This is a genomic window from Bacillus sp. SA1-12 (assembly GCF_000981385.1).
GTDB lineage: Bacteria > Bacillota > Bacilli > Bacillales > Bacillaceae > Metabacillus.
This window is the reverse complement of record NZ_LATZ01000011.1, coordinates 76,181-101,893: the sequence shown is the minus strand read 5'-3', so window position 1 is coordinate 101,893 and position 25,713 is coordinate 76,181. Positions and strand designations below refer to the sequence as shown.

20 protein-coding genes are annotated in these 25,713 nt (G+C 34.5%); 17 read left to right on the top strand and 3 right to left on the bottom strand.

The annotated features are described in order from the left end of the window. Nucleotides 1-156: 156 nt before the first annotated feature. Complete coding sequence (locus tag WQ54_RS09610; RefSeq protein WP_052737733.1) at nucleotides 157-513, bottom strand: hypothetical protein; 357 nt, start codon at nucleotides 511-513, stop codon at nucleotides 157-159. Between the two features lie 290 nt (nucleotides 514-803). Here WQ54_RS09610 and WQ54_RS09605 point away from each other — a divergent pair, with 290 nt between their 5' ends. From WQ54_RS09605 to WQ54_RS09570, 8 genes are all read left to right on the top strand, one after another. Continuing rightward, on the top strand, nucleotides 804-1,010 hold the full coding sequence (locus tag WQ54_RS09605; RefSeq protein WP_046515524.1) for a hypothetical protein: 207 nt from the start codon (nucleotides 804-806) through the stop codon (nucleotides 1,008-1,010). A 567-nt stretch (nucleotides 1,011-1,577) separates the two neighbouring features. Next, nucleotides 1,578-2,417, top strand: coding sequence for a phosphate ABC transporter substrate-binding protein (locus tag WQ54_RS09600; RefSeq protein WP_046515521.1), 840 nt, complete (start codon nucleotides 1,578-1,580; stop codon nucleotides 2,415-2,417). Nucleotides 2,418-2,492: 75 nt separating this feature from the next. Continuing rightward, nucleotides 2,493-3,404, top strand: a complete 912-nt coding sequence (gene pstC / locus WQ54_RS09595; RefSeq protein ID WP_046515519.1) for a phosphate ABC transporter permease subunit PstC — start codon at nucleotides 2,493-2,495, stop codon at nucleotides 3,402-3,404. Nucleotide 3,405: 1 nt separating this feature from the next. Next, nucleotides 3,406-4,230, top strand: coding sequence for a phosphate ABC transporter permease PstA (gene pstA, locus WQ54_RS09590; RefSeq protein WP_046515516.1), 825 nt, complete (start codon nucleotides 3,406-3,408; stop codon nucleotides 4,228-4,230). Between the two features lie 65 nt (nucleotides 4,231-4,295). Next, nucleotides 4,296-5,066 carry a phosphate ABC transporter ATP-binding protein PstB gene (pstB, locus tag WQ54_RS09585; RefSeq protein WP_046515606.1) on the top strand — a complete coding sequence of 257 codons (771 nt, stop codon included), beginning with the start codon at nucleotides 4,296-4,298 and terminating at the stop codon, nucleotides 5,064-5,066. 16 nt (nucleotides 5,067-5,082) lie between these two features. Beyond that, entirely contained in the window at nucleotides 5,083-5,742 is a 660-nt protein-coding gene (gene phoU / locus WQ54_RS09580; protein WP_046515513.1) for a phosphate signaling complex protein PhoU, read from the top strand. A gap of 449 nt (nucleotides 5,743-6,191) precedes the next feature. Continuing rightward, entirely contained in the window at nucleotides 6,192-6,383 is a 192-nt protein-coding gene (locus tag WQ54_RS09575; RefSeq protein ID WP_046515602.1) for a hypothetical protein, read from the top strand. Between the two features lie 44 nt (nucleotides 6,384-6,427). Continuing rightward, entirely contained in the window at nucleotides 6,428-7,870 is a 1,443-nt protein-coding gene (locus WQ54_RS09570; protein WP_046515510.1) for a PLP-dependent aminotransferase family protein, read from the top strand. 177 nt (nucleotides 7,871-8,047) lie between these two features. On the opposite strand, the gene WQ54_RS09565 is transcribed toward WQ54_RS09570, so the two are convergent. Next, nucleotides 8,048-8,467 carry a YfmQ family protein gene (locus WQ54_RS09565; protein ID WP_046515599.1) on the bottom strand — a complete coding sequence of 140 codons (420 nt, stop codon included), beginning with the start codon at nucleotides 8,465-8,467 and terminating at the stop codon, nucleotides 8,048-8,050. Nucleotides 8,468-8,732: 265 nt separating this feature from the next. Beyond that, complete coding sequence (locus tag WQ54_RS09560; RefSeq protein WP_046515508.1) at nucleotides 8,733-10,967, bottom strand: alpha-galactosidase; 2,235 nt, start codon at nucleotides 10,965-10,967, stop codon at nucleotides 8,733-8,735. Between the two features lie 427 nt (nucleotides 10,968-11,394). Between WQ54_RS09560 and WQ54_RS09555 the strand changes: the two genes are divergently transcribed. From WQ54_RS09555 to WQ54_RS09515, 9 genes are all read left to right on the top strand, one after another. Next, nucleotides 11,395-12,570 carry an AGE family epimerase/isomerase gene (locus tag WQ54_RS09555; RefSeq protein ID WP_046515505.1) on the top strand — a complete coding sequence of 392 codons (1,176 nt, stop codon included), beginning with the start codon at nucleotides 11,395-11,397 and terminating at the stop codon, nucleotides 12,568-12,570. A 419-nt stretch (nucleotides 12,571-12,989) separates the two neighbouring features. After that, complete coding sequence (locus tag WQ54_RS09550; protein ID WP_046515502.1) at nucleotides 12,990-14,012, top strand: substrate-binding domain-containing protein; 1,023 nt, start codon at nucleotides 12,990-12,992, stop codon at nucleotides 14,010-14,012. A 412-nt stretch (nucleotides 14,013-14,424) separates the two neighbouring features. Further along, nucleotides 14,425-16,884, top strand: a complete 2,460-nt coding sequence (locus WQ54_RS09545) for a glycoside hydrolase family 2 protein (RefSeq protein WP_046515499.1) — start codon at nucleotides 14,425-14,427, stop codon at nucleotides 16,882-16,884. A gap of 289 nt (nucleotides 16,885-17,173) precedes the next feature. Next, entirely contained in the window at nucleotides 17,174-18,067 is an 894-nt protein-coding gene (locus WQ54_RS09540) for an ROK family protein (protein WP_046515496.1), read from the top strand. A 411-nt stretch (nucleotides 18,068-18,478) separates the two neighbouring features. Then, nucleotides 18,479-20,245, top strand: a complete 1,767-nt coding sequence (locus WQ54_RS09535) for a sensor histidine kinase (protein WP_046515494.1) — start codon at nucleotides 18,479-18,481, stop codon at nucleotides 20,243-20,245. After that, a complete protein-coding gene (locus WQ54_RS09530) occupies nucleotides 20,233-21,777 on the top strand; it encodes a response regulator transcription factor (RefSeq protein ID WP_046515491.1) in 1,545 nt (514 codons plus the stop codon). Before WQ54_RS09535 ends, WQ54_RS09530 begins: the two co-directional genes overlap by 13 nt. A gap of 273 nt (nucleotides 21,778-22,050) precedes the next feature. Beyond that, nucleotides 22,051-22,977 (top strand): sugar ABC transporter permease, encoded by a 927-nt coding sequence (locus WQ54_RS09525; RefSeq protein ID WP_084821935.1) that lies wholly within the window; start codon nucleotides 22,051-22,053, stop codon nucleotides 22,975-22,977. A gap of 12 nt (nucleotides 22,978-22,989) precedes the next feature. Beyond that, nucleotides 22,990-23,898, top strand: a complete 909-nt coding sequence (locus tag WQ54_RS09520; RefSeq protein WP_046515487.1) for a carbohydrate ABC transporter permease — start codon at nucleotides 22,990-22,992, stop codon at nucleotides 23,896-23,898. A gap of 75 nt (nucleotides 23,899-23,973) precedes the next feature. Beyond that, on the top strand, nucleotides 23,974-25,644 hold the full coding sequence (locus tag WQ54_RS09515) for an ABC transporter substrate-binding protein (protein ID WP_046515484.1): 1,671 nt from the start codon (nucleotides 23,974-23,976) through the stop codon (nucleotides 25,642-25,644). Nucleotides 25,645-25,713: the final 69 nt, after the last annotated feature.

Below are 25,713 nucleotides of genomic sequence, written 5' to 3'. Positions count from 1 at the left end.
TTAAATTTGCTAATTTATTCAACAGGTATCATAAATTTCGTAAGAACAATAGATCGTTCGAAAGAACACCCAAGTACCCTTTTGGTACTTGGGTGTGGGAAACCTTACTTCTAAAATAATTGATACGGTTAGTAAATTAAAGAAGAAAATAATCCCTTATCTAAACGCATAATTAAATACTCCGAGATATAATGGTCCGAGTAAGAGAATAAGTGTAATTCCGATAAATGCTAGTTTAATGGATTGAGGTGTATCATCGTCAAGTTTTACATCTTCATTGAACTTTTTAAAACTAAAATAAACATCCCATATTAAACCACCTGCAAATACAATTTTCCATACGAGTGTATTTAAAATCTGGGTATCCGTTACGTAACCAAATAAACCAATCCAAGTGATGATGGAAATTACAAAATCTAATATTCCAAGAGGACTTTTGAAACTGGTTAAGAGTATGCCAACGGCAGCTATTGCTAGAAACCCTAAGTAGCAATACCAAAAAATATCAATCATGATCTTCCTGCTTTCTCCCTATAAGTTGTGCTTTCATTATAAATGAAAGCAACATCATGATAAATATCAATAATAGGTAATTCTCTTGAAATGTATCCTTTTAGGTAATAGATCTCTATTGAGAGTATGGGAAACAAAATAATGAAGCGATATTGTTAGCTCTCTTTCTGTATAAAAGGCTCTTTATGTCATGCGATTACCACCTATAAATAAAAAAATTCGTGATTTGAAGACTTTTTTAGTCAAAAACTCCCCTTATGTGTCGTACTTTATGCTCGGGGGTCGATAAAATGAATAAATATAAAATAAATTATTACTTTGATCATGGTTTTGTAGTATCGCAAATAGTAGAGTCTGACTCTAGAGAAAGTGTGATAAAAGGTTTAATCCAAGAAGGCATGATTGACTTCACAGATGCAGATAATATCTATCATCTATTTAATATGAAAGATATTAAGCTAATCAATGTCATGGAAGTCGAACTCGAACCAGCTTGAACTATTATTTGAGATAGTTTAACTATCGAATGTTATATTTATAGACCATCTTATAGAGTTTACTAAAAAATATATTATTGTTGTTTAACACCCTCACTACTAATTAAGAGGGTGTTTTTTGTTTAATGGACCTTTTGGTCGAAATTATCGATCGCAATGAGATGATTGTAAGACCTTTTATATCACTCTAATAAGTGGGTGAAGAAGAGAGGTCTTTTTTTCATTTCTTTTTTATTTTTTACTAATCTTCTTTTATTAATAGTTATAACTATGCAAATGATTCCAATACAAAGATACAAGCTTCAATTCCTAAAAAAGGTAGGAATAGGGGCTTTTTTATGTTTTTGAAACTCAAGCTGAAAACGAATGGTTTTTCTATGAATTGTAACTAATTACCCATTTGTATTCTTCACACTAATGTCACATTTTTTACGACTTATTTATAAATTTACAAAAGCTTTACAAAAGGTTAATAGTGAATTTACAATTTGTGTTTATTGTTAGTAGTAGAAAAATGAAGGGAAAGTAGTTAGAAGTTGCCAATAGATCATCTTTGGAGGTTTAGAAATGATGTTTAAGAGTAAGACAACGATAGGATTATTGGTACTATTTTTAGTTGCCGTCTTATCAGCATGTGGCAATAGTAATAACGAAGCAGAACCGTTAAAAAAGGGTTCGGATACAATTGCTATTTCGGGATCTACATCTGTAGGACCGCTGGCTGAAAAAATTGCAGAAAAATATAAGGAAAAAAATGAGATTAATATAGAGATCAATCAAATAGGTTCTTCCGCGGGTATAACTAACGCAATAAGCGGTGTGTCAGAGATTGGAATGTCTTCGCGTGATTTAAAAGAAGAGGAAAAAGCAAAAGGTCTAGAAGAGACTATCATCGCTTACGATGGGATTGTAGTTGTGACTCATCCTAGCAATAAAGTTGAAAACCTTACGATGGAACAAGTAAAGGATATTTTTACTGGTAAGGTTACAAACTGGAAGCAGCTTGGGGGAGATGACATGGAAATTGTAGTCGTTTCCAGGGAAGATGGATCAGGTTCACGTGATGCATTTCAGGAAATTGTAGGATATTCTTCAGGCGAATTAATAAAAAGTTCGATCATTGCGAGCGGTAACGGTAATATAAAAACGACCGTTGCGACCAATAAGCATGCAGTAGGTTTTATTTCATTTGAATATATTGATCCCTCTATTTCAACGGTAAAGATTAATGGAGTCGAGGCTACTGCAGAAAATGTTCTCCAGCAAAAATATAGCTTGTCACGTCCATTCTTGTTTGTACATAAGAAAGAACAACTAACTGATGCCGGACAACAATTCATTGAGTATATTTTAAGTCCAGAGGGACAAGGGATTGTCGAGGAAACAGGAGCTATACCAGTAAAATAATACCCTTTCACTGATGGATGATTTGATGTTTCAGACATGCCATCATGTGGAAAATCAATTTTGGAGGAATGCAGTATGCCACGCCTTTCTGTTGAAAAACAAGAGGTTATCGGAAAATCAAATAAAAAGAAGTATGTACTGGAGAAGGTATCAGCAAGAATATTTCAGCTTTGTGCACTTCTTTCCGTTTTCAGTTTATTGTTAATCATAGGATTTGTATTTTATAAAGGATCACTGCCGTTTGTTGCAGATGGATATAGTTTTATCGACTTTATTTTCGGAGTGGATTGGGTACCAAGTGAAGATAAGTTTGGGATATTGCCAATGATTGTAGCGTCCATATATGCCACAATTGGCGCCTTGATCATTGGAGTCCCTATAGGCTTATTTACAGCCATTTTCTTAGCTGAAATTGCACCAAAAAGCATAGCAAAAATCATCTCGCCAGCCGTACAGCTACTGGCGGGTATCCCATCGGTTTTATATGGAGTATTCGGGCTTGCCATTATTGTCCCTTTTTTACAAAATAATTTGAACTTAGTAAAGGGGCAAAGCTTAATTGCAGTCATTCTTGTTCTAGCCATTATGATGCTTCCAACCATCGTGACTGTAGCTGAAACAGCCATCCGGGCAGTACCGAAAACATACCGTGAAGGTTCTTTAGCGCTGGGGGCATCTCAAATAGGGACCATTTTTAAAGTAGTTGTACCTGCGGCTAAGTCAGGAATTATGGCGGCAATCGTTCTAGGCTTAGGGAGAGCGATCGGTGAAACAATGGCTGTTATATTGGTAGCAGGAAACAGTCTCATCATACCGACTAGCATAACAGACAGTGTTCGTCCATTAACAACAAATATTGCATTAGAAATGGGTTATGCATTTGGAACACATCAAGAGATGCTGTTTGCCACAGGTATTGTTTTATTCTCTTTTATTTTAATATTGAATTTTGTATTAGCAAAAATAAGTGCGAAAGGTGGTAATTAAGTTGAGAAAGTTTAAAGATAATGTGTTACGCGGACTTCTCTGGTTATCAGCTTTCTTGACTGTTGCCGTTCTAGTTACAATAGTTGGTTATATATTTTATAAGGGATATCGATTGATAAACATCGATTTTATCTTTGGTGATTATTCTCCTTCAGGAGACGGCGGCATTTGGCCGATGATTGTGACGACAATCTATACGATTGCCATCTCATTATTAATTGCGACGCCAATCGGAATTTTGGCAGCTGTTTACCTGCAAGAGTATGCCAAACAAGGGCGATTGGTAAGATTAATCCGTTTTGCAACAGAGAGTTTAACAGGAATCCCATCGATTATTTATGGTTTATTTGGGGCCGTATTTTTTGTGACCACTTTAAAATTAGGCATGTCCATTATAGCTGCCTCATTGACATTAACGATTATTGTATTGCCTGTCATTATTCGAACAACTGAAGAATCGTTAAAGACGGTCCCCCATTCGTATCGGGAAGGCTCGTTAGCTTTGGGAACGACTAAGTTGCAAACTTTATATAAAGTCATTTTACCAAGCGCAATGCCAGGTATTTTATCTGGAATTATTCTCTCAATAGGAAGAATTGTTGGTGAATCGGCTGCTATATTTTTAACAGCTGGAACAGTGGCAGCCATGCCGGAAAGCATCTTCTCCTCGGCAAGGACTTTAACCGTTCATTCTTATTTGGTAACACAGGAGTCAGGGGACATAGAGCTTGCAGCTGCTGTTGGGATTGTCTTAATTGTGATCATATTGGTTTTGAACCTTTCAGCGACGTTTATATCAAAGAAATTAAATAAAGCTGACTATTAAATGAGGTGAATATTATGGCGATAACAATGTTTGAACGTAATCCTGCAGAGAAGGGAAATTCAGATATGCAGCAGCAATCAGAAGGAACAGCGAAAATCAGCGTCAGAGATTTGGATTTGTTCTATGGAGAAAAACAAGCCCTTTATCAAATTTCTTTAGATATACAAGAGAAGGAAGTTACAGCTTTAATTGGTCCTTCAGGCTGCGGTAAATCAACCTTCTTACGAACTCTTAATCGTATGAATGATTTAATTGACGGCGTGAAAATTAATGGCGATATTATCATTGATAACGAACATATTTACCAAACCAATGACGTTATAAAGTTAAGAACGAAGGTAGGTATGGTCTTTCAAAAGGCAAACCTATTTCCGATGAGTATTTACGATAATGTGGCGTATGGACCTCGGATGCAAGGGATTAAAAATAAAAATGAATTGAATAAGATTGTTGAAGAAAGCTTACGTGGTGCTGCAATATGGGATGAAGTGAAAGATCGTCTAAAAACTTCAGCACTAGGGCTATCAGGCGGTCAACAGCAACGTGTTTGTATTGCGCGAGCGATTGCCATGAAGCCTGACATTATCTTAATGGATGAACCAACTTCAGCTTTAGATCCAATATCAACTTTAAAAGTAGAAGAATTGATTGCACACATGAAGAAAGACTATACAATCGTTATTGTTACTCATAATATGCAACAAGCTGCACGTGTATCTGACAAGACGGCATTTTTCTTAAATGGTGAAATTGTCGAATATGATGCAACAGACGTGATCTTCTCCATGCCAAAAGATAAGAGAACAGAAGATTATATTACAGGCAGATTCGGTTGATTTTGGAGGATATTATATGATCGTTCGTGAAAAATTTGAGAATAATTTGCTGGAATTGCAAGCTAAAATGGCAGAAATGGGTGAACTTGCTGTTTTCTCATTAGAGAAGGCTTTTAGCGCTTTTAAAACACAAGATATCGAATTAGCTTTAAAGGTTATTGAAGAAGATACGGTAATTGATCAACTTGATACTGATATTAATCAATTTGCAATATGGCTGATTGCAAAAGAGCAGCCTGTTGCAAGGGATTTGCGCAAAGTGATTGGGGCTTTAAAAATTTCCTCAGAGATTGAGCGTATAGCTGATTTTGCTGTAAATATTGCAAAATCTACCATCATCATTGGAAAATCTAAATCTTTGGTGAATATCACAAATCTTGAGCAAATGAAAGAGATATCGATCCAAATGTTTCAAAAGGCTTTACAATCATTCTTTGAAGAAAATATGGTTCTTGCTAGAGAAGTAAGCGATCTGGACGATAAGGTTGATCAATATAATGGTGAAACATATAAAATGATCACTAGCTACTTGAGTGAACATCCAGAAGAAACAAATAAGTTGGTACAATATTTATTCGTCAATCGTTATCTTGAACGAACAGCTGATCATATCACCAATATCGCAGAAAGTGCGGCTTATTTAATAAAAGGTCAAATATATGATTTCAATTCTTAATTGAACCTGCATTTCGTTTGATTGCTCACGCTAGTTTATATAGAAGGAATATGTAAAAAGTCCAATTTCTTATCAAACTGAGAAATTGGACTTTTTAATTTGGTGATCATTGTGATTATAATTTGCTATGTAACTTGTGTGACGGTTTATTAAATTATTCCTTACCATTTAGTCCTGGTTAAACTTCTTTTCAAAAAGTGCTATTGGGGGTAGTATAGATTTTGATGTGTGTGTTATCGAACTCTCGTAAAACCCAAAGCCTTTATAAAGAATATTTATTTTAAAAAACGGTTATAAAGTGGATGGCTCGAATAATCTGTAATTGGATGGTTAACTTAGTAAAAAAATGAGTTACATTTAGGATAGTTCTTAAGTGGATGCCTCCAAAGGCGGAATTTGGATGGTCTATAAAAAATGATCCTTATCTATTTTTTAAAGGAGAAATGTTTATGGCAATTGCAGTTATACTTATTATTGTTTTGGCTATATTGGCATTAGTCGGGACCATACTTGCAGCCAAGGATACGGATGCAAATTATAGTAAGAAAACAAAAGGGAATGTAACTCGATTGACGGCAATCTATGCTGTTGTTATCTTACTCTCTATGTTAGTGGTTGGTTTGTATATCGCTTATAGATAAGCAATAGAAAATTTTTATAAATGAAAATGATGAAGGTGTAAGCAATGGATTGGAAACCTGATCGTGAAGATAAAAAACCAATATATAAACAAATTGCAGAATATATTGAACAGGGGATTGGCACTGGACAATTTCCTGCTGATCGTGTTTTACCTTCTGAAAGAACATTGGCAAAAGAACTAAATGTTAATCGCAGTACAGTAGTGTCCGCATACGAGGAATTACAGTCACTTGGGATTGTGGAACGAAAAAAGGGGAGCGGGACTAGTGTTAGTACGGATATTTGGGGCATTTCCCATAAACGTATCCCGAATTGGGGCAGATATGTAGAGGATGGCTCGTTTTTACCGAGTCTTCCGCTTGTCCAGCGAATCCGATCAGAAATTCAAAATAATCATTTGGTAAACTTAGCCAGTGGAGAATTATCACCTGAGTTAATGCCAGATGATCAGTTTAAAAACATATTGTCCTCACAAGTTTTCAATGGGAAACTGGGATATGATCATCCGCATGGTAATGAAGACCTTAGAAATACGTTAGTCTCACATGTGAAAGAAACGAAGAAAATTGATACGGATTCCTCTTCTATCCTCATCACTTCTGGTGCACAACAAGCACTTCACTTAATCGTGGAGTGTCTGCTTAAACCCGGGGATGCCGTTGCAATTGAGGATCCATCATATTCCTATTCTTTACCTGTTTTTCAATCTGCCGGGTTAAGAACATTTCTTTTACCTGTTGATAAAAACGGCGCAAATCCTGAGGATTTGCTTGCTTTGCATAAAAAGCATCGCATTCGGATGGTCTTTTTGAATCCAGAATATCAAAATCCTACAGGTACCATTCTAAGCCTTTCGAGACGGAAGAGGTTCTTGGAGATATCCAGTGAATTTGGTATCCCCATCATTGAGGACGATCCATACAGTTTAACTTCTTATAACGGTAAAGTAAATGCCACATTAAAATCCCTTGATACCAATGGGAATGTTCTATATATTAGTTCGTTATCAAAGATCGTTGCATCTGGATTAAGAATTGGCTGGATTATTGGTCCCCCGCAGGTGATCCAGCGTCTTGCTGATGGAAAACAGCAAGTTGATTTTGGGCATAGTGTATTTCCTCAATGGATTGCCAATGAATTTTTGAGGTCAACCTATTTTACCTCTCATATAAATATTGTTCGAAAAGAACTTATGCATAGAAGAGATGAGCTTATCTTAAGTCTAAAGGAGATTATGGGGGAGCAGATTGATTTCCTAACCCCAGAAGGCGGCATCCATTTGTGGTGCAAGGTAAATCCATCGATAAATGAACATAAATTATTAGAAGAATCGATCAAAAATGGAGTTGCGTTTGTACCGGGAAGTATTTTAGGTTCTAAAAAAGGGTTTATACGTTTTACCTATGGACGGGGACAATTAGGCATGATTCGGGAAGGAGTCTTACGATTCGCTGAATCATTAAATCATTTAAAACTGGATGGTTAATGAACGATGGTAGAAGCAAGATTTTCCGGTAAGAGCACTTTCTTGGATCTAAGTTGGAGTTCTTTTGGAAGCTTCTTTGATTAATGCCGATAGATGAAAGGTAAAAAAGGCTGCAACAATGTTGCGGCCTTTTTTAGGTTATTATTTATAGGTTCTTTTAGTAAATCTCACCATCTTTTAAATGATGTCCTGATTAAGCAAATTGTTCGTTTGAAGGCCTTCAGAACGCAGACAATACGCAACTGTCTTCCTTTTGTATATTTTAATGACATTAACATGATCGGTATAACTGTACACAAAGAAACGAACTTTGTTTTTCCCGTTTTTAACATCTATGACCAATGGAGTCACATTGTTCTCAGGATTTCCATAATATTTCTCAATAAAGAGTGCTTCGTTGAAAGAGTGTATGACTTGATTTTTGTCATCACCTTCCAAACTCTTTCCGTCAATGGTTACAGTGACAGATGTGTCATGAAGTGTTGGGTGCAATTCGAACTTGCTAATAAGCCATTCAACAACACCTGTTGGAAGACATGTCACAACTATTTTAGCAAGGGCAAAAAGAGTCAACATAACGATAAAAGTCCATGTCATCATTGATCATCTCCGTTTACTTTCTATATTCAAACGTTTGTCATGTTCCTGGGACAATTCGAAGCTTGGTAGTCATTAAGCTACTTTGCATTCTTTCTTATCATAAAGAAGTTCTTAAAGAAAAGGACCATCCACTTATCAAATGATTATCCATCCACTTTGAAGTGAGGACGTTATATTCGTTTCTTACATTAAGTTGAAAATGCTAAAGAGGTATCCCCTGATGTTCATTATCAGGGAGATACCTCTTTTAGAGAGAAAATAATTACTTATCATATTCTTTTATGACAAACAACCTAGAGGAATAGTCATGTGGGTGTTCACGTGACCAAAAATCTGAGGCCCTGTCAGTATAATCATCAGCAAGAATAATTCCTATATTCATTAATTCGTCACCATAATGAGTGGTAGTGCTTCCATTTATGGTGTAGAGTTTGTTTGGATCAAGGCCTTTTAATATTATCCTGCTATAGCGATCATTTGGCTTTGCTAACACCTGATAATAACCGACATTTGCCTCCTTTTTATCTAGAGACACAACCATCCATGACGTTTCATTAGAATGAAATGGGTTCAACAATCGATAAAATTTTCCGTTACGGATTAATTCACGGTTTTCCTTAAAAAATGCTACCTGTTCTTTTATCTTTGTCTGTTCTTCTTCTGTTAGCTTTGTCACATCTAATTCATAACCAAAAGTGCCGAAGTAAGCAACATTGGCACGAGTATCAATTGGAGTCATGCGGCCAACTTGGTGATTTGGAATAGCGGAAACATGGCTGCCAATTGAACTTAACGGATAAACCATCGAGGTACCATACTGAATTTTTAATCGTTCCACTGCATCTGTATTATCGCTTGCCCATGTTTGAGGTGCATAAAATAACATCCCTGGATCAAAGCGCGCTCCTCCTCCTGCGCAAGATTCAAAGAGGATTTTCGGATATTTTGCTAGTAACCTTTCGTATAAATCATAGACTCCTAGAATATAGCGATGGAAAACTTCTCCCTGTTGATCAGCTTCTAAGGTATGAGAAAAAGCCTCCGTTATATAACGATTCATATCCCATTTAATGTAGGAAATCCTTGATTGACTAATAATGTTATCCATCAGCATGAAGATATGATCAACAACTTCTTTTCTGGAAAAATCTAAAACAAATTGATTCCTACCATGTGATGCCTTGCGGTTAGGTGAGGAAATAATCCATTCTGGATGTTCATCATATAACTTTGTCCCTTTAGAAATCATCTCAGGCTCAAACCATAATCCGAATTTCAATCCTAAAGCTTCAACTTTCTCTGAGAGACCTCTTATCCCGTTTGGTAGCTTATCTGTATTTTCGAACCAATCTCCTAATGAACTTGAATCATCATTTCTTTCTCCAAACCAGCCATCGTCCAGAACAAATAATTCAATTCCTAAATCCTTTGCTGATTCGGCAATAGTTAATATTTTCTTCTCATCAAAATTAAAGTATGTTGCTTCCCAGTTGTTAATTAAAATAGGACGTACTTTATCTCGCCAATATCCACGTGCCAATCGATCACGATACAGTTCATGATATGTTTGACTCATGCCGTTTAACCCCTCATCAGAATAAACCATGACACATTCAGGTGTTTGAAACGATTCACTAGGTTTTAGCTTCCAATTAAATAAAAATGGATTAATTCCCATTAAAACTCTAGTAACGTTATACGTATCAACTTCAACCTGACCAAGGAAATTCCCGCTATAAACTAAACTAAATCCATAAACTTCTCCAACATGCTCAGTAGTATCGAATCTTTTTAGCGCAAAAAAAGGATTATGCACATGACTGCTTGCTCCTCTAGTACTAGATATAGATTGAATGCCCTTGGATAATTTTTTTGTCTGGATATGTGCTTCTCTAGCCCAGGCTCCATACAAGGAAACCATTTCAAATTGATCATCAGGCAGATCAACACTAGTGCTCATGGCATGCTTAAGAAAAAATGGTTCTTCGCTTTCATTAATGAAACGTGAATTTCTTGTTAATACATTCCGATCAGTATAAATTGTATAGCTTAAAATTAATTTTGCTTGTAAGACATGATCCACAAGCGTAATTTCTAACGTTTCAGCTTCGTGTGCTTCATCCACGTATGTTGCAGGAAGAGCTTCAAGAGTCGGTTTCCCATTGAAGATTTGATAGCTTTCATATTGAAAGTCCGTTATATGACTTCCTATGTGATTTGTAATCATATGTGCTGGGAAACGGAAATCCGTTGTTCCATAACTCGGATATTCTTGTTTAATGTGCTCTAAAGAAGAGGTATGGTCGCCTTCAAGCATATTGCAAGACGGCCTTATTTCACGCTCGAGAAGATGATGAAAAGACTCACGATGTTTAATCTTTTTTCCGTAATATAAGTGTTCTAATTGATTGCTTTTTTCTAAAACTCTGAAAATGTAACTTACTTTTTCATTAAATAAGTGAAATTCTTTTGGCTCTTCATTTACAATTATTGACATTGTAATCACCATCCTAACTGGGTATTTGTTGGTAGAAGTCTAACTTTAAAGTTTAATAGTTTGTAATTACATCAATAAGACTTCTATATGCTAGTTAATAAATTAAGTTAACGTAAAGTTAATAAATTTCTTAATGATTATATCATCATTCTCCGAAAAAGGTAATAATTTTCTTAGACTCTTTTAGGCATACTTTTATGAATTATACATTCATTTATTGGACGATGACCAATGTAATAAACATGTTTCGTGATATTAAACAAATTAATAGGCTGTTTCTTCCCTTAATAAGTAACATAAACTTCTAATTTACTATGTTAAAGAAGACTATGTGTGATGAAGCCATTTCAAACTACTTTGACATAACGTAGTTTACAAAGTAACATTTAATAAAGTTAACGATAAACTAATTGTAGGAGGATTAAACATGTTGAGAGAAGAAATGGAACAACATTTAATTGGGCATATATTGCCTTTTTGGATGAAGTTAAAGGATGAAAAGCATGGCGGTTTTTATGGAAGGGTACATTTTGATTTAAGTATAGATAAGGAAGGGGATAAAGGTGGAATTGCAGCTTCAAGATTTTTATGGTCATTTTCAGCTGCATATAGTGGGATAAAAAAAGCCGAGTATTTAGAATATGCCAATCATGCCTATAGATTTCTAGTTGAAAAGGTTTATGATCATGAACATCACGGGTTATTTTGGCTTGTCGATTACAAAGGCAATCCTGTTGAAAGCCAAAAACACGTGTATACACAATCCTTTGGGGTCTATGCATTGAGTGAGTATTACCTTGCAACCAAAAATAAAGAAGCATTAAATTTTGCTATGCTTATTTTTAGATTGATAGAAACTTATGGATTAAATAAGGAAAATAATGCGTATAAAGAAGAATTTACTCGAAAGTGGAACGAGCTCCCTAATGAAAAGTTAAGTGAAAAAGGCATAACTGCTGATATAACAACAAATACGCATCTTCATATATTAGAAGCCTATACAACACTATACAAGGCCTCAGGTGATCCTCTAGTAAAAGAACGGTTAACAAATCTAGTTGAAACCTTTTATGAAAAAATTTATAACAAAGCAACGAAATTTTTACATGTATTTTTTGATAGAGAGTGGAATTCATTACTCCAATTGAAGTCCTTCGGTCATGATATTGAAGCTAGCTGGTTAATAGATGAAGCAATAAAGGTTTTAAATCTTGAAGATGATCGTTATATAAATATGGTGATTGATATTGCTTATAATATTGCGGATACTGCTATTCTTGAGGATGGTTCTGTTGCAAATGAACAGCATTTTGAACATGTGGATTTAACTCGTGTGTGGTGGGTCCAAGCAGAAGCAATGGTCGGATTTCAAAACGCTTATCAAAGGACGAAAGATAAAAGATTCTTAAAAATAGTTGATAAATTATGGAGATACACACAAAAAAATATTGTGGATCCTCGTCCAGAAGGAGAATGGTATTGGTCTGTTGAGGATAATGGTAAGCCTACGGAAAGAGCGGTTGGGGAGCCATGGAAAGCACCTTATCATAATTCAAGATTCTGTTTAGAAATGATGAAAAGGACGGAGGGAAATAATCAATGAAAAATACTTGGAACTAGGCCGAAAACTAAATGAATGATTAAGTAAAAAAACTAAATAATTGCTGACTTTTATAAAGGAAAAGTCAGGAATAAATGTAACATCATATAACTTCTATTTTAAATAACTCATTAACATGGGCAGATAATGTTAAAAATAAAAAATAATACTCACTTATCTACTTTCAATGTTAAGCGGGTTTACATTGCTAGAGCAAAGATAGAAAAGCTTGTTGGATTACACGTTCAATATACTTGAAAATTCCATACTGTTAATAGATTGTGCAATACAACGATAAAATTAATTACGATGAACTTAAATTTACTTAATAGGGTTGAAAAGTAACTTTAGGTGGCATTAATTGTTATGGTATAATTTCATTATCATTTTAAATTGATAATTGGTTATCTCGGAGGAATAAAATGAAAAACAATGTGACGATGAGAGATATAGCAGATCGTTTAGGAATCAGTAGTGTAACCGTTTCAAAAGCACTGAATGATAAAGAGGGTGTAAGTGAGGAGCTTAAATTAAAAATTAAAAACCTTGCCGAAGAAATGGGATACCGTTATAACACTTTAGCTAAATCAATGAAAGAGGGATTGTCTTATAATATTGGAGTCATCGTTCCAGAGCGTTTTACAGATGCAGGGCAATCATCCTTTTATTTAAATGTATATCAAACAATTACCAGAGTATTGGAGAATAGAGGGTACTATGGAATTCTCTATATCCTAAATCATGAAGATGAAAAACAATTAAACCTACCGAGAATTTACACAGAGAAAAAGGTAGATGGATTTATTATCCTTGGTCAAATCAGCAAGGGATATATACAAAAAATCCAATCTATCGAGCTGCCGAAGGTTTTTCTAGACTTCTATGATGAACATGCGGATATTGATTCAGTTATTACAGATAACTTTTACGGGGCTTATGAGATGACGAATTATTTAATGCAAAATGGACATCGCGAAATAGCTTTTGTTGGGAATCTGTATTCAACAAGCAGTATTCAAGATCGATTCTTAGGTTTCTATAAATCATTACTTGAGCATAAAATCGAACTTAAGCAAGATTATATTTTAAATGACCGTGATGAAAAAGGTGCATTTATTGATATCAAATTACCAGATAAGCTCCCGACAGCATTCGTGTGTAATTGTGACCAGGTTGCACACAATTTAGTTCATAAGCTAACAAAGCTAGGCTATAATATACCGCGAGACTTTTCGGTTGTAGGATTTGATAATGACATATACGCGACAATCACCGAACCAGGCTTGACAACGGTAGAAGTCGATACAAAGGAAATGGCAAACAACGCCGTAAATTTTGTTCTTGAAAAAATTAAGGATCCTAGTAAGTCCTTTGGCAGGATATTAGTAAAAGGGAAAATTGTATATAGAAATTCCGTTAAAAAAATAGAAAACAAGGTGACATAATATGCCTTGTTTTTTTGTCATTAAAATTTGTTAGATGTTCAATTAATACTACATTCAAGCTTTTATTTTGTCCTTTTTACACAGAGGGACCTATGATCTTATAAATGCCTAAGGATTTTGGTTTATTTCTTTTTTGTAATTCAGGTTTATAGAAAGGTAGTTATCTTTTAAAAAAGAGCTACCTTTTTTTTATTTTTATTATAAAGTTATGCATTAGTTAATATTTAACTTTACTTTTAGTTAACTATTGTTTTAAATTATATTTATATCGACTAATAAAATAACTAAAAAATAATGCCTTATCTTTGTTTAAATGAACTTTTATAGAAATGTTTTTGCATAGATGTAATTTATTCTAGAGCTGAAAACTTGGTTATTTTATTTATTTAATATTTAAATGGAGGAGAAGAGAATGAAGAGGATTGATTTAAATGGATCTTGGCTAATGAAAAGCACAACTACTAACAAATGGCTTGAGGCTTTTGTTCCTGGTTCTGTTATGAATGATTTATTAAGTCATGGAGAAATTAATGATCCGTTTTACCGTGATAATGAGAACGAGGCATATAATGTTGCATCAAAGGATTATGAATATTATCGAGAGTTTTTAGTTGAAGATGAGTTTATAAATCATAACCATGTTGTCATCCGTTTTGAGGGAGTAGATACGATTTCTGAAATAGTTTTAAATGGACATTTAATCGCGAAGACGAACAACATGCACCGTACATATGAATTTGATGTTAAGCCATTTTTAAAAGTTGGAACAAACCAATTAAAGATCACCTTATTTTCACCTATTAACTTTATTACTGATAAACAGAAAGAAACAAAGTTAGCAGGAGTAGGTGATGCCATCGAAGGTTATCCTCATTTGCGAAAAGGACATAGTATGTTTGGATGGGACTGGGGACCACAAATTCCTGATTTAGGAATTTGGAGAAATGTTTCTATTTCAGCATGGGATATTGCTCGTATTGATGATGTGTATGTGAGTCAAGAGCATCGTGAAAATAATGTCGGTGTACAAGTACGTGTAAGTATAACCGAATCCAATGAACCATTAAATCTTGAAGTTAATCTTTTTGGTCCATCTGGCGAAAAGGTTTTAAGTAAGATAACAAAAATTAATACTCAACAAACAGTTTCGTTTGAAGTTACAGATCCGCAATTATGGTGGCCAAATGGATATGGGGAACAACCTTTATATCAAATAGAAGTCCTTATTTCTAATGATTCAATGTTATTAGATCAAAAAACATTAACAATTGGTCTTCGCAAAATAAAAGTAAAGCATGAACCAGATCAATGGGGAAAATCATTTGAGTTTGAAGTAAATGGTTTATCTATCTTTGCGATGGGCGCAAACTATATTCCTGAGGATAACCTATTGTCAAGAAATTCAATAGAACGAACAGAAAGATTGATTGATGATTGCGTAGATGCAAACTTTAATATGGTTCGTGTTTGGGGTGGCGGTATCTATCCTGAAGATTATTTCTTCGATTTATGTGATCGGAAAGGGATTATCGTTTGGCAGGATTTTATGTTCGCTTGCAGCATGTATGATTTAAGTCCTGAGTTTAGAGAAACTGTAGAGCAAGAAGTCATTGATAATATAAAGCGAATTCGCCATCATGCAAGTCTAGGTATTTGGTGTGGAAATAATGAAGTAGAAGAAGCGTGGGTTTATTGGGGGAATATGCCTGACAATGATTACAAGCATAAAGCTGACTATATTAAACTATTTGAATTTATTGTTCCTGAACTTGTAAAAGAGCTAGATCCAGAGACCTTTTACTGGTCTTCCTCACCTTCTTCCGGCGGGGGATTCAATGAACCGCGGAATCCAGATGAAGGGGATATGCATTATTGGGAAGTATGGCACGGATTAAAACCATTTACCGAATATCAGAAGTTTCATTTTCGTTTTTGCTCTGAATTTGGATTTCAATCATTTCCATCTATGAAAACGATTCATTCTTTTACAGAACCAGAGGATCGCAATATTTTCTCTTATGTTATGGAAAAGCATCAGAAAAATGGTGCTGCAAATGGCAAGATTTTATTTTATCTTTCCGAGAACTTTTTATATCCGAAAGATTTTGATTCCTTACTATATGCATCTCAATTGTTGCAAGCAGAAGCGATTAAATACGGGGTCGAGCATTGGAGACGAAATCGCGGGCGATGCATGGGTTCATTATATTGGCAGCTAAATGACTGTTGGCCAGTTGCTTCATGGTCGAGCATTGATTATTACGGACGTTGGAAAGCCTTGCATTATTTTGCGAAGAAATTTTATTCTCCGGTTTTATTATCATTGAGAGAGGATGGAACAGATGTTGAGATTCATGTAACTAATGATTCCTTATCAAGAGTAGATTCTCGCATTGAATGGAAGCTATGCAAGAATACATCAGAAGTCATTCAAGAAGGAACAATAAAATGTGAAGTAGACAGTTTAACAGCAAAAAATTGCGAGAGACTTTCTTTTGGGGAATTTTTAACTCATGCAACAATGAGAACTACTTACCTTGAATGTACATTATTTGTGGACGGCAAACAGGAAACAGTCACAACACTTTTATTTACAAAACCAAAGCATTTTAAATTCATAAATCCAAACATTTCACTAAACGTAACAGAGACAAATGAGACGTTTGAAGTTACCTTATCATCAGCTGCTTTAGCAAAATATATTGAGCTTGATTTAGCAACAGCTGATTGTAAATTTAGTGATAATTACTTCGACTTGTCTGCTGGAAATCAAAAAATAGTTGTGGTAAATAAAGAAAGCTTAAGTGAAGCATTTACTCTTGAATCATTTAAGGAAAAGCTGAAAGTAAGAAGCGTGTACGATATTGCTTAAACTATAAAATGAAACAACCATCATCCTTATTCTTTATTTGATAGTCAGAGCCATGAATCTCTATTTTTAAAAGTTTAAAATTGGTCAGGTGCTGAGCTCAATTGTGTAAGTAGGGCCAAAGGGTTTGCTTAAAAAATAGGTTTTGGCAAGTTTTAGCATTATAAAGTATAACGGCATCTGAAGAACTATCTATTAATTGCAAAAATATTTAACTAATATTTTTACAGATTAATAGAATGAGATAATAGGAACGATTTCAACAGGACGCCATCAAGAAGGAGGATTGTAAATGAGTTTACGAATCGGAATTGATTTAGGAGGAACCAACCTAAGAGTTGCTCTTGTAAATAAGCAAGGAGAAATTGTACAAATTTGCAAGTCTCCTACAGAAGCTGAAAAAGGATATCATTATACGATTGATAAGATGTTAAATATGATTAAAGAAGTATCAAATAGTAATAGGATTTGTGGAATCGGCATTGGTGCTCCAGGGCCGCTGGATTATAAAACAGGAGTCATTTTGAGTCCGCCAAATTTACCTGGATGGAAAAATGTAAACCTTGTCCAGATAGTAAAAGAACATACTGATGTAGAGGTTTGTTTGAATAATGATGCCAATGTAGCTGGATTAGCGGAAGCCATAGTTGGTAGTGGTGCAAATTATGAGAGTGTATTCTATATGACTGTAAGTACTGGAATTGGAGGGGCGTTCGTTATTAACAAGCAGTTATTTAATGGGGCCAAAGGATACGCTGGAGAAATAGGGAATATGATTGTACAGCCTAATGGGTACAAGCATCAACATTTAAATAAAGGCTCCCTTGAGGGGGTGGCCAGCGGTACTTCGATTGCCAGAGTAGCAACAGAACAATATGGTATGACAGGTGGTGCAAAGCAAGTATTTGAACTTGCTGCTCATGGGGATGCCAGGGCATACAGTATCATAAATCAAGTTGTTGATTACTTAGCAATGGGAATAGCTAATATAGCACATACGGTTAATCCTGACATTTTTGTTATGGGTGGAGGTGTGATGGATTCAAAGCAATTCATTCTAGAACCGCTTCAGGAAAAGGTAAAAGAATATGTATATCCTAATTTAGCTTCTTCTGTTAAAATTGTTCCTGCTGCATTGGGGGACAAAGCAGGTGTAATTGGTGCAGCCATGCTTCTTTTAGTTTAATTGGAATAGAAGTATCTAAAAAAATAGCTGGGTGTATATATAGAAATATAGTTTATTGGAAACAGTATTTTAAATCTTAGCTCTTACCTTTTTAATAGGCTGCCGTTTGGAAAGATAGAGAAAATAGATAAAGAGCAGTTGTTAGTGAAAATCGGAAAAGAACAATAATAGTTAACTTTATTGTTTTTTTTCGATTTTTTATGATTTTAGCTTTTGGGAGCATTGTACTGTGGCAAAAGCAAAATAGCAGGTTCTTTGAATATAAATCCTCAATTGAAATTAACCATATAGCTCTATCATAATATTTTAATTTATATGCTTTTTGCAATGTTGAAGATTAGGATAACCTATAAAAGTTAGTAGAGGTGAGAGTTTATTTTAATAATAAAGATTAAAAGAAAAATCAATGATATGCATTTAAGAAATAAATTGATACTCTCATTTATTTTCATTGTTTTTATTCCCGTCATCATCGTTGGAGGTTTTTTAACCAATGAATTAAAGAAATTAGCGCTTGAAGATGCAAAACAACAAGCAGTTGCTGATATTCAAAGAGTTAGGGAACGAACTTTAGAAGTATTGAAAGTGCCAGTATACATTTCAAATAACATTTTAATTGATCAACAGTTAAAGCAAATTGTAAATAAAGAATATAAAACTAGGTATGATGTTGTTACATCCTATCGGGGATATAATGTGTTTAAACAATATCGTAAAATGTATCAAGAGGAAATATCATCTATTCGCTTTTATATAGAGAATAAAACAATACTTAATAATTGGGAAATTATCCCTGTTAGTCAAAAGGTAAAAGACTCATCATGGTATACAATTGCTCAAGAGGGAAAGGGATTATCAAGCTGGTTATATATAGAGGATGAAACTTATAATGATCAAAGATTAGTAAGTTTAGTTCGGAAAATTGATTATCCTGAAAATAGTACATTTGGTGTATTGGTTATAAGTGTGAATCCCAAGAGCTTGGATTTAATTTTGTCACAGGAATCACAGCCAATCATGATTGTAGACGAACATAATAATATCATTAGCACAAATCAAATAGGAGATGTCGGTAAGTATTTAAACAAAGTTATTTATTCATCAGATTTAGCAAACGGTAAATCAGGCATTTTTCAAGTGGAGTTGGAGGGGAAACCTACATATATTTTTGTGGATTCTATTGTTGTTGATCAAACTCTTAATCAATTAAAAATTGTCTCTTTCACTCCTGATGAAGAAATTGTAGGAAACGCAAAGCAATTTGGAAAAATGGGAATTGTTGTGGCAGTAGTAGGTCTATGTGTTGCCTTATTACTTATTTACTATATGTCAAATTTATTAACAAAGCGTTTAATTAGATTAAGTGAACAAGTGAATCAAGTAGGAAAGGGAAATTTCAATACTCATATTTCAATAGATGGAAAGGATGAAATTGGGCAGTTATCAAAGCAGCTGAAGGTAATGGTGGAAAATACCAACCATCTAATTAATGAAGTTTACGAATCAAACAGACAGAAATCATTGCTTGAAAGAAAACAAAATGAAATTAAATTTAAAATGATGGCTAGCCAAATAAATCCACATTTTTTATTTAATGCTCTAGAATCGATTAGAATGAAAGCCTATTTAAATGGGGAAAAAGAGATTTCTCAAGTTGTAAAACTACTGGGGAAATTGATGAGAAATAGTATTGAAGTAGGTTCAGGTAAAGTAAAGCTTATCAGTGAAATGGAAGTTGTTAAATCTTATCTGGAAATCCAAAAATTTCGATATGGGAGTAGGTTAGACTTTGAAATAGTCATTGATCCACTTTCTAAATCAATGACGCTTCCTCCTTTGATTATCCAACCACTAGTTGAAAATGCTGTTATACATGGTATGGAAAATAATGAAAATGGGGTAATTGTATCTGTTCACACTCAAATGACCAAAATGGGGCTCCTTGTTAAAGTGAAAGATAACGGAGTTGGTATTAGCGAGCAAAAAATTGATGAAATTTCTCTATTATTAAGTGATCAAGAAAAAGAAGGAGACCGCATTGGTTTGCGAAATGTGCATCAGAGACTTCAACTTTCATACGGAAAAAACTCTGGTCTCATGATTTATAGCAAGGAAGGTAAAGGTACTGAGATATCCTTTTTTATACCTAGCGAGGAGGAAGTAGGATGTTTAGAGTAATGATAGTGGACGATGAACCGACTACTCGTCAAGGTTTAGTCAAGATTGTACCTTGGGAAAATTATGGGTTTAAGGTAATCGATACTGCTGCAACTGGGAACGAAGCAATAGAAAAATTCCATAATGCATCACCACACTTAATGATCGTTGATATGAAGATGCCTGGATTATCAGGGATTGAACTTATTGAAAAAATTTGGGCAATGGGTGAGAATGTACACTTTTTGATCTTAAGTGGACATGCTGAATTTCAATATGCTAAAAAGGCAATCAAATATAATGTTAAAGGGTATTTATTAAAACCAGTTGATGAGGATGAAGTCATTAATTATTTAAAAGAGATAAAATCAACGCTTGAGCAGGAATCAGAATATCAAAAAATGAAGGTGAAAATTGAGCAAGAAGATAAGGAAAGTGTAATTCAAGCTGCTTTAATAGGAGAGCCATTTAATAACATAAATTCTTTCAAATTTTATGACCAATTGCAAACATATCAGCTTTTATTAATTAAACCTGAGCAGAAAAACAATATTGATCTAATCATGTTAAAGAAAAAAATATGGGGATTTTTTGAAAAAAGCAAGTGTGGAGTTGTTTTTATTATCAAATCATATTTAGGGATCTTGTTAAATGCTGAGCTTGAATTCAGTAAGAATCCTGATGGAATCTACAGAGATTTAAAAAAACTAATGGATGATTATCATCTTGATTTTATTTCTGCGCTTTCAAATCCCTTTAAAGATCTTGAGGAATTACCTAAGCATTTCCAATCAACAACCATGCTTATTTCAAGAAAATTTTTCTTAGAAAATGGAACATTATTAACTGAAAGCACCGATTATGCATTAAAGGATGAAAATAATAATACAAATAGTGAATTTGATCAATTTCATTTATCTCATGCCGTAGAAAAACTAGTATATGCTATGGAGATAGAAGACAGGAATGCTATTGAGAGCATTTGTAGGGAAATAGGATTGCAGATGATCAAAGTAGGATATTCAGAATATGACTTTAAGAAAAAATTTATTGAAATTGTTTCTTCGTTATTGCACAAGTTAATGTATGAATATCAAGAAATTCGTGGAATAATATCAAATGTTTTATCAATGATTTATGAAATTGAAAACCAACGAGACGTGAAGCAGCTGCTAAACTATGTAAATGAATTAATTACTAAAATACTAGACAAACTGGATGTTGATAAAACTGACGTTCTGGTTAAAAAAATGATTTATTTAATTGAAAGGAATTACGATAAAAACATCAAGTTAGAAACACTGTCAGAGCTCCTGCATTATAGCAGAACCTATTTGGGAAAATTATTTAAATCTTATACAGGGGAACATTTCAATACGTACTTGGATAAAGTCAGGATAGAAAATGGAAAGAAGTTATTAATGCAGGGATATAAAGTTTATCAAGTTTCCGAACGAGTTGGCTTCTCAAGTGTTGATTACTTTCATAGTAAATTTAAGAAATATGTAGGAATGTCCCCATCTGATTTTCGGAAAAAGAATGTAAAGGAATGAGTTTTTTCTTTTTGGATGATATTTATTAAAATAAATCTTTTAAAAGTTAATTCAAATTATCTACTCATAATACGTCTTCTGTCTGTTGGGTTTCGTATCCCAATTGATAGAAGTCTTTTTTATTAGTTAATTAGCTTCTCATTTTTATATGATTTTTGTATGTATTATTAGGGTATCCTTTAGTTTATTTTTTAATTAATATTAAGTTATAGAAAAGGAGGGGGTAAAGTGGAAACTATAAAAAAGAAATCGTTTGCAAATATAAACCTTGTAATGAAAAAAGAAAAGAATAAAAGTTTTTGGAAAGTTTTTTTTAGTCAAAAAATCTTGTATATGATGTCGCTCCCATTTGTTGCCTGGGTATTTGTTTTTAATTATCTACCCTTATGGGGATGGACAATGGCCTTTCAAAATTATCGACCTGCTAGGTCATTTTTTGAACAAGAGTGGGTGGGATCTGAGCATTTTATTACTTTATTTACGGATGAACGTTTTTACCTTGTTCTCCGAAATACACTTGCGATGAGCTTACTTAGTTTAATTGTTGGCTTTACGGTTCCAATTTTATTTGCCATATTGCTCAATGAAGTTCGCCATTCAGTTTTTAAGCGGAGTGTCCAAACGGTAACTTATTTACCACACTTTGTTTCGTGGGTTGTAGTGGCAGGCATTGTGACAAAAATGTTATCAATAGACGGCGGTATTGTTAATGATTTGCTGCTAAGGATTGGTATTATTGATGAACCTTTCCAATTTATGGCGGAAGGTAAGTGGTTTTGGGGAATTGTTGTTGCTTCAGATTTATGGAAGGAAATGGGGTGGAATGCCATCATTTTTTTAGCAGCCATTGCGGGTCTTGACCCCCAACTTTACGAAGCAGCAAAGGTAGATGGAGCAGGGAGGCTAAGAAGGATTTGGCATGTAACATTGCCAGGGATCCGGCCAACCATTTTAGTTGTTCTCATTTTAAATATTGGTCATTTAGTAAGTATTGGATTTGAAAAGCAGATGCTGCTCGGTAATTCGCTAGTTGTTGATTATTCCGAAGTGTTGGATTTGTATGCGCTTAACTATGGAATTGGATTAGGTCAATTTTCCTATGGAACAGCAATCGGCATTTTTAATTCAGTTGTTAGTATTATCCTATTGTTCCTTGCAAATGGGATTTTCAAACGCTTTTCTAACCAAAGTGTTATGTAAGGAGGAAGTGACATGGCTACAAATAGTGCCTTAAAAACGAAGAATGACCGAATATTTGACGCCCTTAATTATTCTTTTTTAACAATTGTTATGGTTGTGACATTATATCCCTTTTTAAATGTGTTGGCTATTTCATTGAATGAATCAACCGATACGGTAAGGGGGGGGATTTATATATGGCCACGTGAGTTTACCTTCAGTAATTATCTGGAAATTGCGAAGTACGAAAACTTAGTAACTGGGTTCATTAACTCCGTGCTTAGGACAGTCATTGGTACTGTATTGGGTGTGTTTGTTCAAGCAATGGTAGCCTATACACTGAGTCGTGCTGATTTCCAAGGAAGAAAGTTTGTTTCTACCTTTATTGTTTTAACTATGTATTTTTCTGGAGGTTTAATTCCGGGCTATATGTTAATTAGAGATTTAGGCATGATGAACTCGTTTTGGGTTTACATTCTACCTGGTTTAGTTAGTGCTTTCAATATCATTATCATTCGTTCGTTTATGGATGGTATTCCATTCTCTCTTCAAGAATCTGCAAAAATGGATGGGGCAAATGATTTTACGATTTTTTATCGAATTATCCTTCCGCTCTGCAAACCAGTTTTAGCAACTATCGCATTATTTATTGCAGTTGGTCAATGGAATAGTTGGTTTGATACTTATTTATATAACAGTATGAATGAAAGTTTAACAACCTTACAATACGAACTTATGAAGATTTTAGATAATACCTCAATGGGCGGAAATATGGATGCGAACCAAATGCGGCCAAATGCTGAGCAGCAATCAAAAATGGTGTCACCTGAGTCGATAAAAATGGCGATTACCATGGTCACAGTCGTACCAATCATGTTGGTTTATCCCTTTGTGCAAAGATTTTTTATTCAGGGGATGACATTAGGAGCAGTAAAACAGTAAAAATCTAGTAAGTAGGTATTTACAAGTCAATCCTGTTTAGGCAGTAAATAAACAGATAAAGGGGAGGAAAATGAAATGAAGTCAATGAAAAGATTTTTTAGTTTGCTCTTTTTAGCTGCAACTTTATTACTTGCGGCTGCATGTTCAAACGAAAATACATCATCTAATTTTGAAAGCACCTCAGATGAAAGTGAATCAATCACTTTTACCGTCTTTGATTCGGATGCGAATCGTGACTGGGAGAACATGGAGAGTCCAGTAGGGGAGAAAATAAAAGAGGATACTGGAGTAACACTTGATCCGGAATTTGATTTGGAAGGGGGACAAACAAAAATTCCTTTAATGGTTGCTAGCGGAGAATATCCAGATATGATTTCATCAAAGGGTGCCAGTCAACTTGTGGAGGCTGGAGCTTTAATCGACCTTGCTCCACTCATTGAAGAACACGCACCAAACATAAAAAAAATGCTTGGTGATGAAATCAATCGATTGAAATGGAGTAAGGAAGATCCATCTATTTATGTACTACCAAACTCTGCAGTGGATAATGAAGCAATGACACCTAACTTTGCTGCTCTTGTTCAGCATGATGTTGTGAAGGAATTAGGATATCCAGAAATGAAGACACTTGAAGATTTAGAAAATGTATTGAGAGAATACTATAAACGACATCCTGAAATCGATGGACAGCCAACGATCCCTTTAACTCTTCAGTCAGATGGCTGGCGCTTTCAATCCTCTACTTTAAATAGCGCGTTTATGATGACAGGCGGTTCAGATGATGGAGAATATTATATTGATCCAGAAACATTTGAAGCAACATTGCACTATCGTCGTCCAGAAGAGAAAGAAGTTTTTCGTTGGTATAACAAGATGAATGCAGAAGGACTGCTTGATCCAGATTCGCTTGTCCAAAAGCATGATCAATGGATAGCAAAATTGTCTACAGGACGTGCATTAGCTACTATTGCACCGGACTGGATGATCTATGAAGCGCAAAATGCTTTGCGTGATGCAGGAAAACTCGAGAGAATGTATGGCTTTTATCCGATTACTTTAAATGAAGACTATAAGCACTTTGCCTATCAAAGCCCTGGTTTTCAAGTAGGCTGGGGCATTGGAATTACAGTTGATTGTGAAGATCCTGTTCGTGCGATAAAGTTTCTGGATTATTTAGTATCAGAAGAAACACAAATTATGCTGAACTGGGGAATTGAAGGAGAACATTATGAGAATGTAGACGGCAAACGAGTTATTCCAGAAGAAGAATGGGAAAAACGCAGAAACGATAAAGATTATTTAAAGAAAACAGGTATTGGTTATAACTTCCAGAGATTTGCACCGCGTTATGGTGACGGTGCCTTAGACTCAACTGGCCAAACATATACCGTGAATACTCGTGAAATAGCGATTGAAGGACTAACAGATGTAGAAAAAGAAGTACTAAAAAATTATGATGCAGAATTATGGAAAGATTTATACCCTTCTACTGATGAATTTCCAGTAAAACCATGGGGTGCTGCTTATAACCTTTCAATCCCTGCTGGTTCAAAACTTGAAGTAACAAACAAAAAAATGTTAGATATTACATTTAAGCGAGTTCCTGAAGCGATTCTAGCGGATCCTAAAGATTTTGATGGAGTGTGGGATCAATTTATGAAAGATCTCAAGAATGCTGGGGTAGAAAAAGCTGAAGAAGAATTCACAAAAATTGTTAAAGATACAGTAGAGTTGTGGAGCGAGTAATTCAACATAAATGAAGAGAAGTGCTTCAAATGTTAAATTAGTAAACTATTTTGTCATTTGAATGAATAG

What these genes read in the sequence shown, in the direction of transcription:
- WQ54_RS09550 (WP_046515502.1), top strand. Translation starts at nt 12,990, where the DNA reads ATGAAAAACAATGTGACGATGAGAGATATAGCAGATCGTTTAGGAATC.
- WQ54_RS09600 (WP_046515521.1), top strand. Translation starts at nt 1,578, where the DNA reads ATGATGTTTAAGAGTAAGACAACGATAGGATTATTGGTACTATTTTTA.
- WQ54_RS09525 (WP_084821935.1), top strand. Translation starts at nt 22,051, where the DNA reads ATGAAAAAAGAAAAGAATAAAAGTTTTTGGAAAGTTTTTTTTAGTCAA.
- WQ54_RS09545 (WP_046515499.1), top strand. Translation starts at nt 14,425, where the DNA reads ATGAAGAGGATTGATTTAAATGGATCTTGGCTAATGAAAAGCACAACT.
- WQ54_RS09520 (WP_046515487.1), top strand. Translation starts at nt 22,990, where the DNA reads ATGGCTACAAATAGTGCCTTAAAAACGAAGAATGACCGAATATTTGAC.
- WQ54_RS09570 (WP_046515510.1), top strand. Translation starts at nt 6,428, where the DNA reads ATGGATTGGAAACCTGATCGTGAAGATAAAAAACCAATATATAAACAA.
- WQ54_RS09610 (WP_052737733.1), bottom strand. Translation starts at nt 513, where the DNA reads ATGATTGATATTTTTTGGTATTGCTACTTAGGGTTTCTAGCAATAGCT.
- WQ54_RS09515 (WP_046515484.1), top strand. Translation starts at nt 23,974, where the DNA reads ATGAAGTCAATGAAAAGATTTTTTAGTTTGCTCTTTTTAGCTGCAACT.
- phoU (WP_046515513.1), top strand. Translation starts at nt 5,083, where the DNA reads ATGATCGTTCGTGAAAAATTTGAGAATAATTTGCTGGAATTGCAAGCT.
- pstB (WP_046515606.1), top strand. Translation starts at nt 4,296, where the DNA reads ATGCAGCAGCAATCAGAAGGAACAGCGAAAATCAGCGTCAGAGATTTG.
- WQ54_RS09530 (WP_046515491.1), top strand. Translation starts at nt 20,233, where the DNA reads ATGTTTAGAGTAATGATAGTGGACGATGAACCGACTACTCGTCAAGGT.
- WQ54_RS09605 (WP_046515524.1), top strand. Translation starts at nt 804, where the DNA reads ATGAATAAATATAAAATAAATTATTACTTTGATCATGGTTTTGTAGTA.
- pstC (WP_046515519.1), top strand. Translation starts at nt 2,493, where the DNA reads ATGCCACGCCTTTCTGTTGAAAAACAAGAGGTTATCGGAAAATCAAAT.
- WQ54_RS09575 (WP_046515602.1), top strand. Translation starts at nt 6,192, where the DNA reads ATGGCAATTGCAGTTATACTTATTATTGTTTTGGCTATATTGGCATTA.
- WQ54_RS09555 (WP_046515505.1), top strand. Translation starts at nt 11,395, where the DNA reads ATGTTGAGAGAAGAAATGGAACAACATTTAATTGGGCATATATTGCCT.
- WQ54_RS09535 (WP_046515494.1), top strand. Translation starts at nt 18,479, where the DNA reads ATGCATTTAAGAAATAAATTGATACTCTCATTTATTTTCATTGTTTTT.
- WQ54_RS09560 (WP_046515508.1), bottom strand. Translation starts at nt 10,967, where the DNA reads ATGTCAATAATTGTAAATGAAGAGCCAAAAGAATTTCACTTATTTAAT.
- WQ54_RS09565 (WP_046515599.1), bottom strand. Translation starts at nt 8,467, where the DNA reads ATGACATGGACTTTTATCGTTATGTTGACTCTTTTTGCCCTTGCTAAA.
- WQ54_RS09540 (WP_046515496.1), top strand. Translation starts at nt 17,174, where the DNA reads ATGAGTTTACGAATCGGAATTGATTTAGGAGGAACCAACCTAAGAGTT.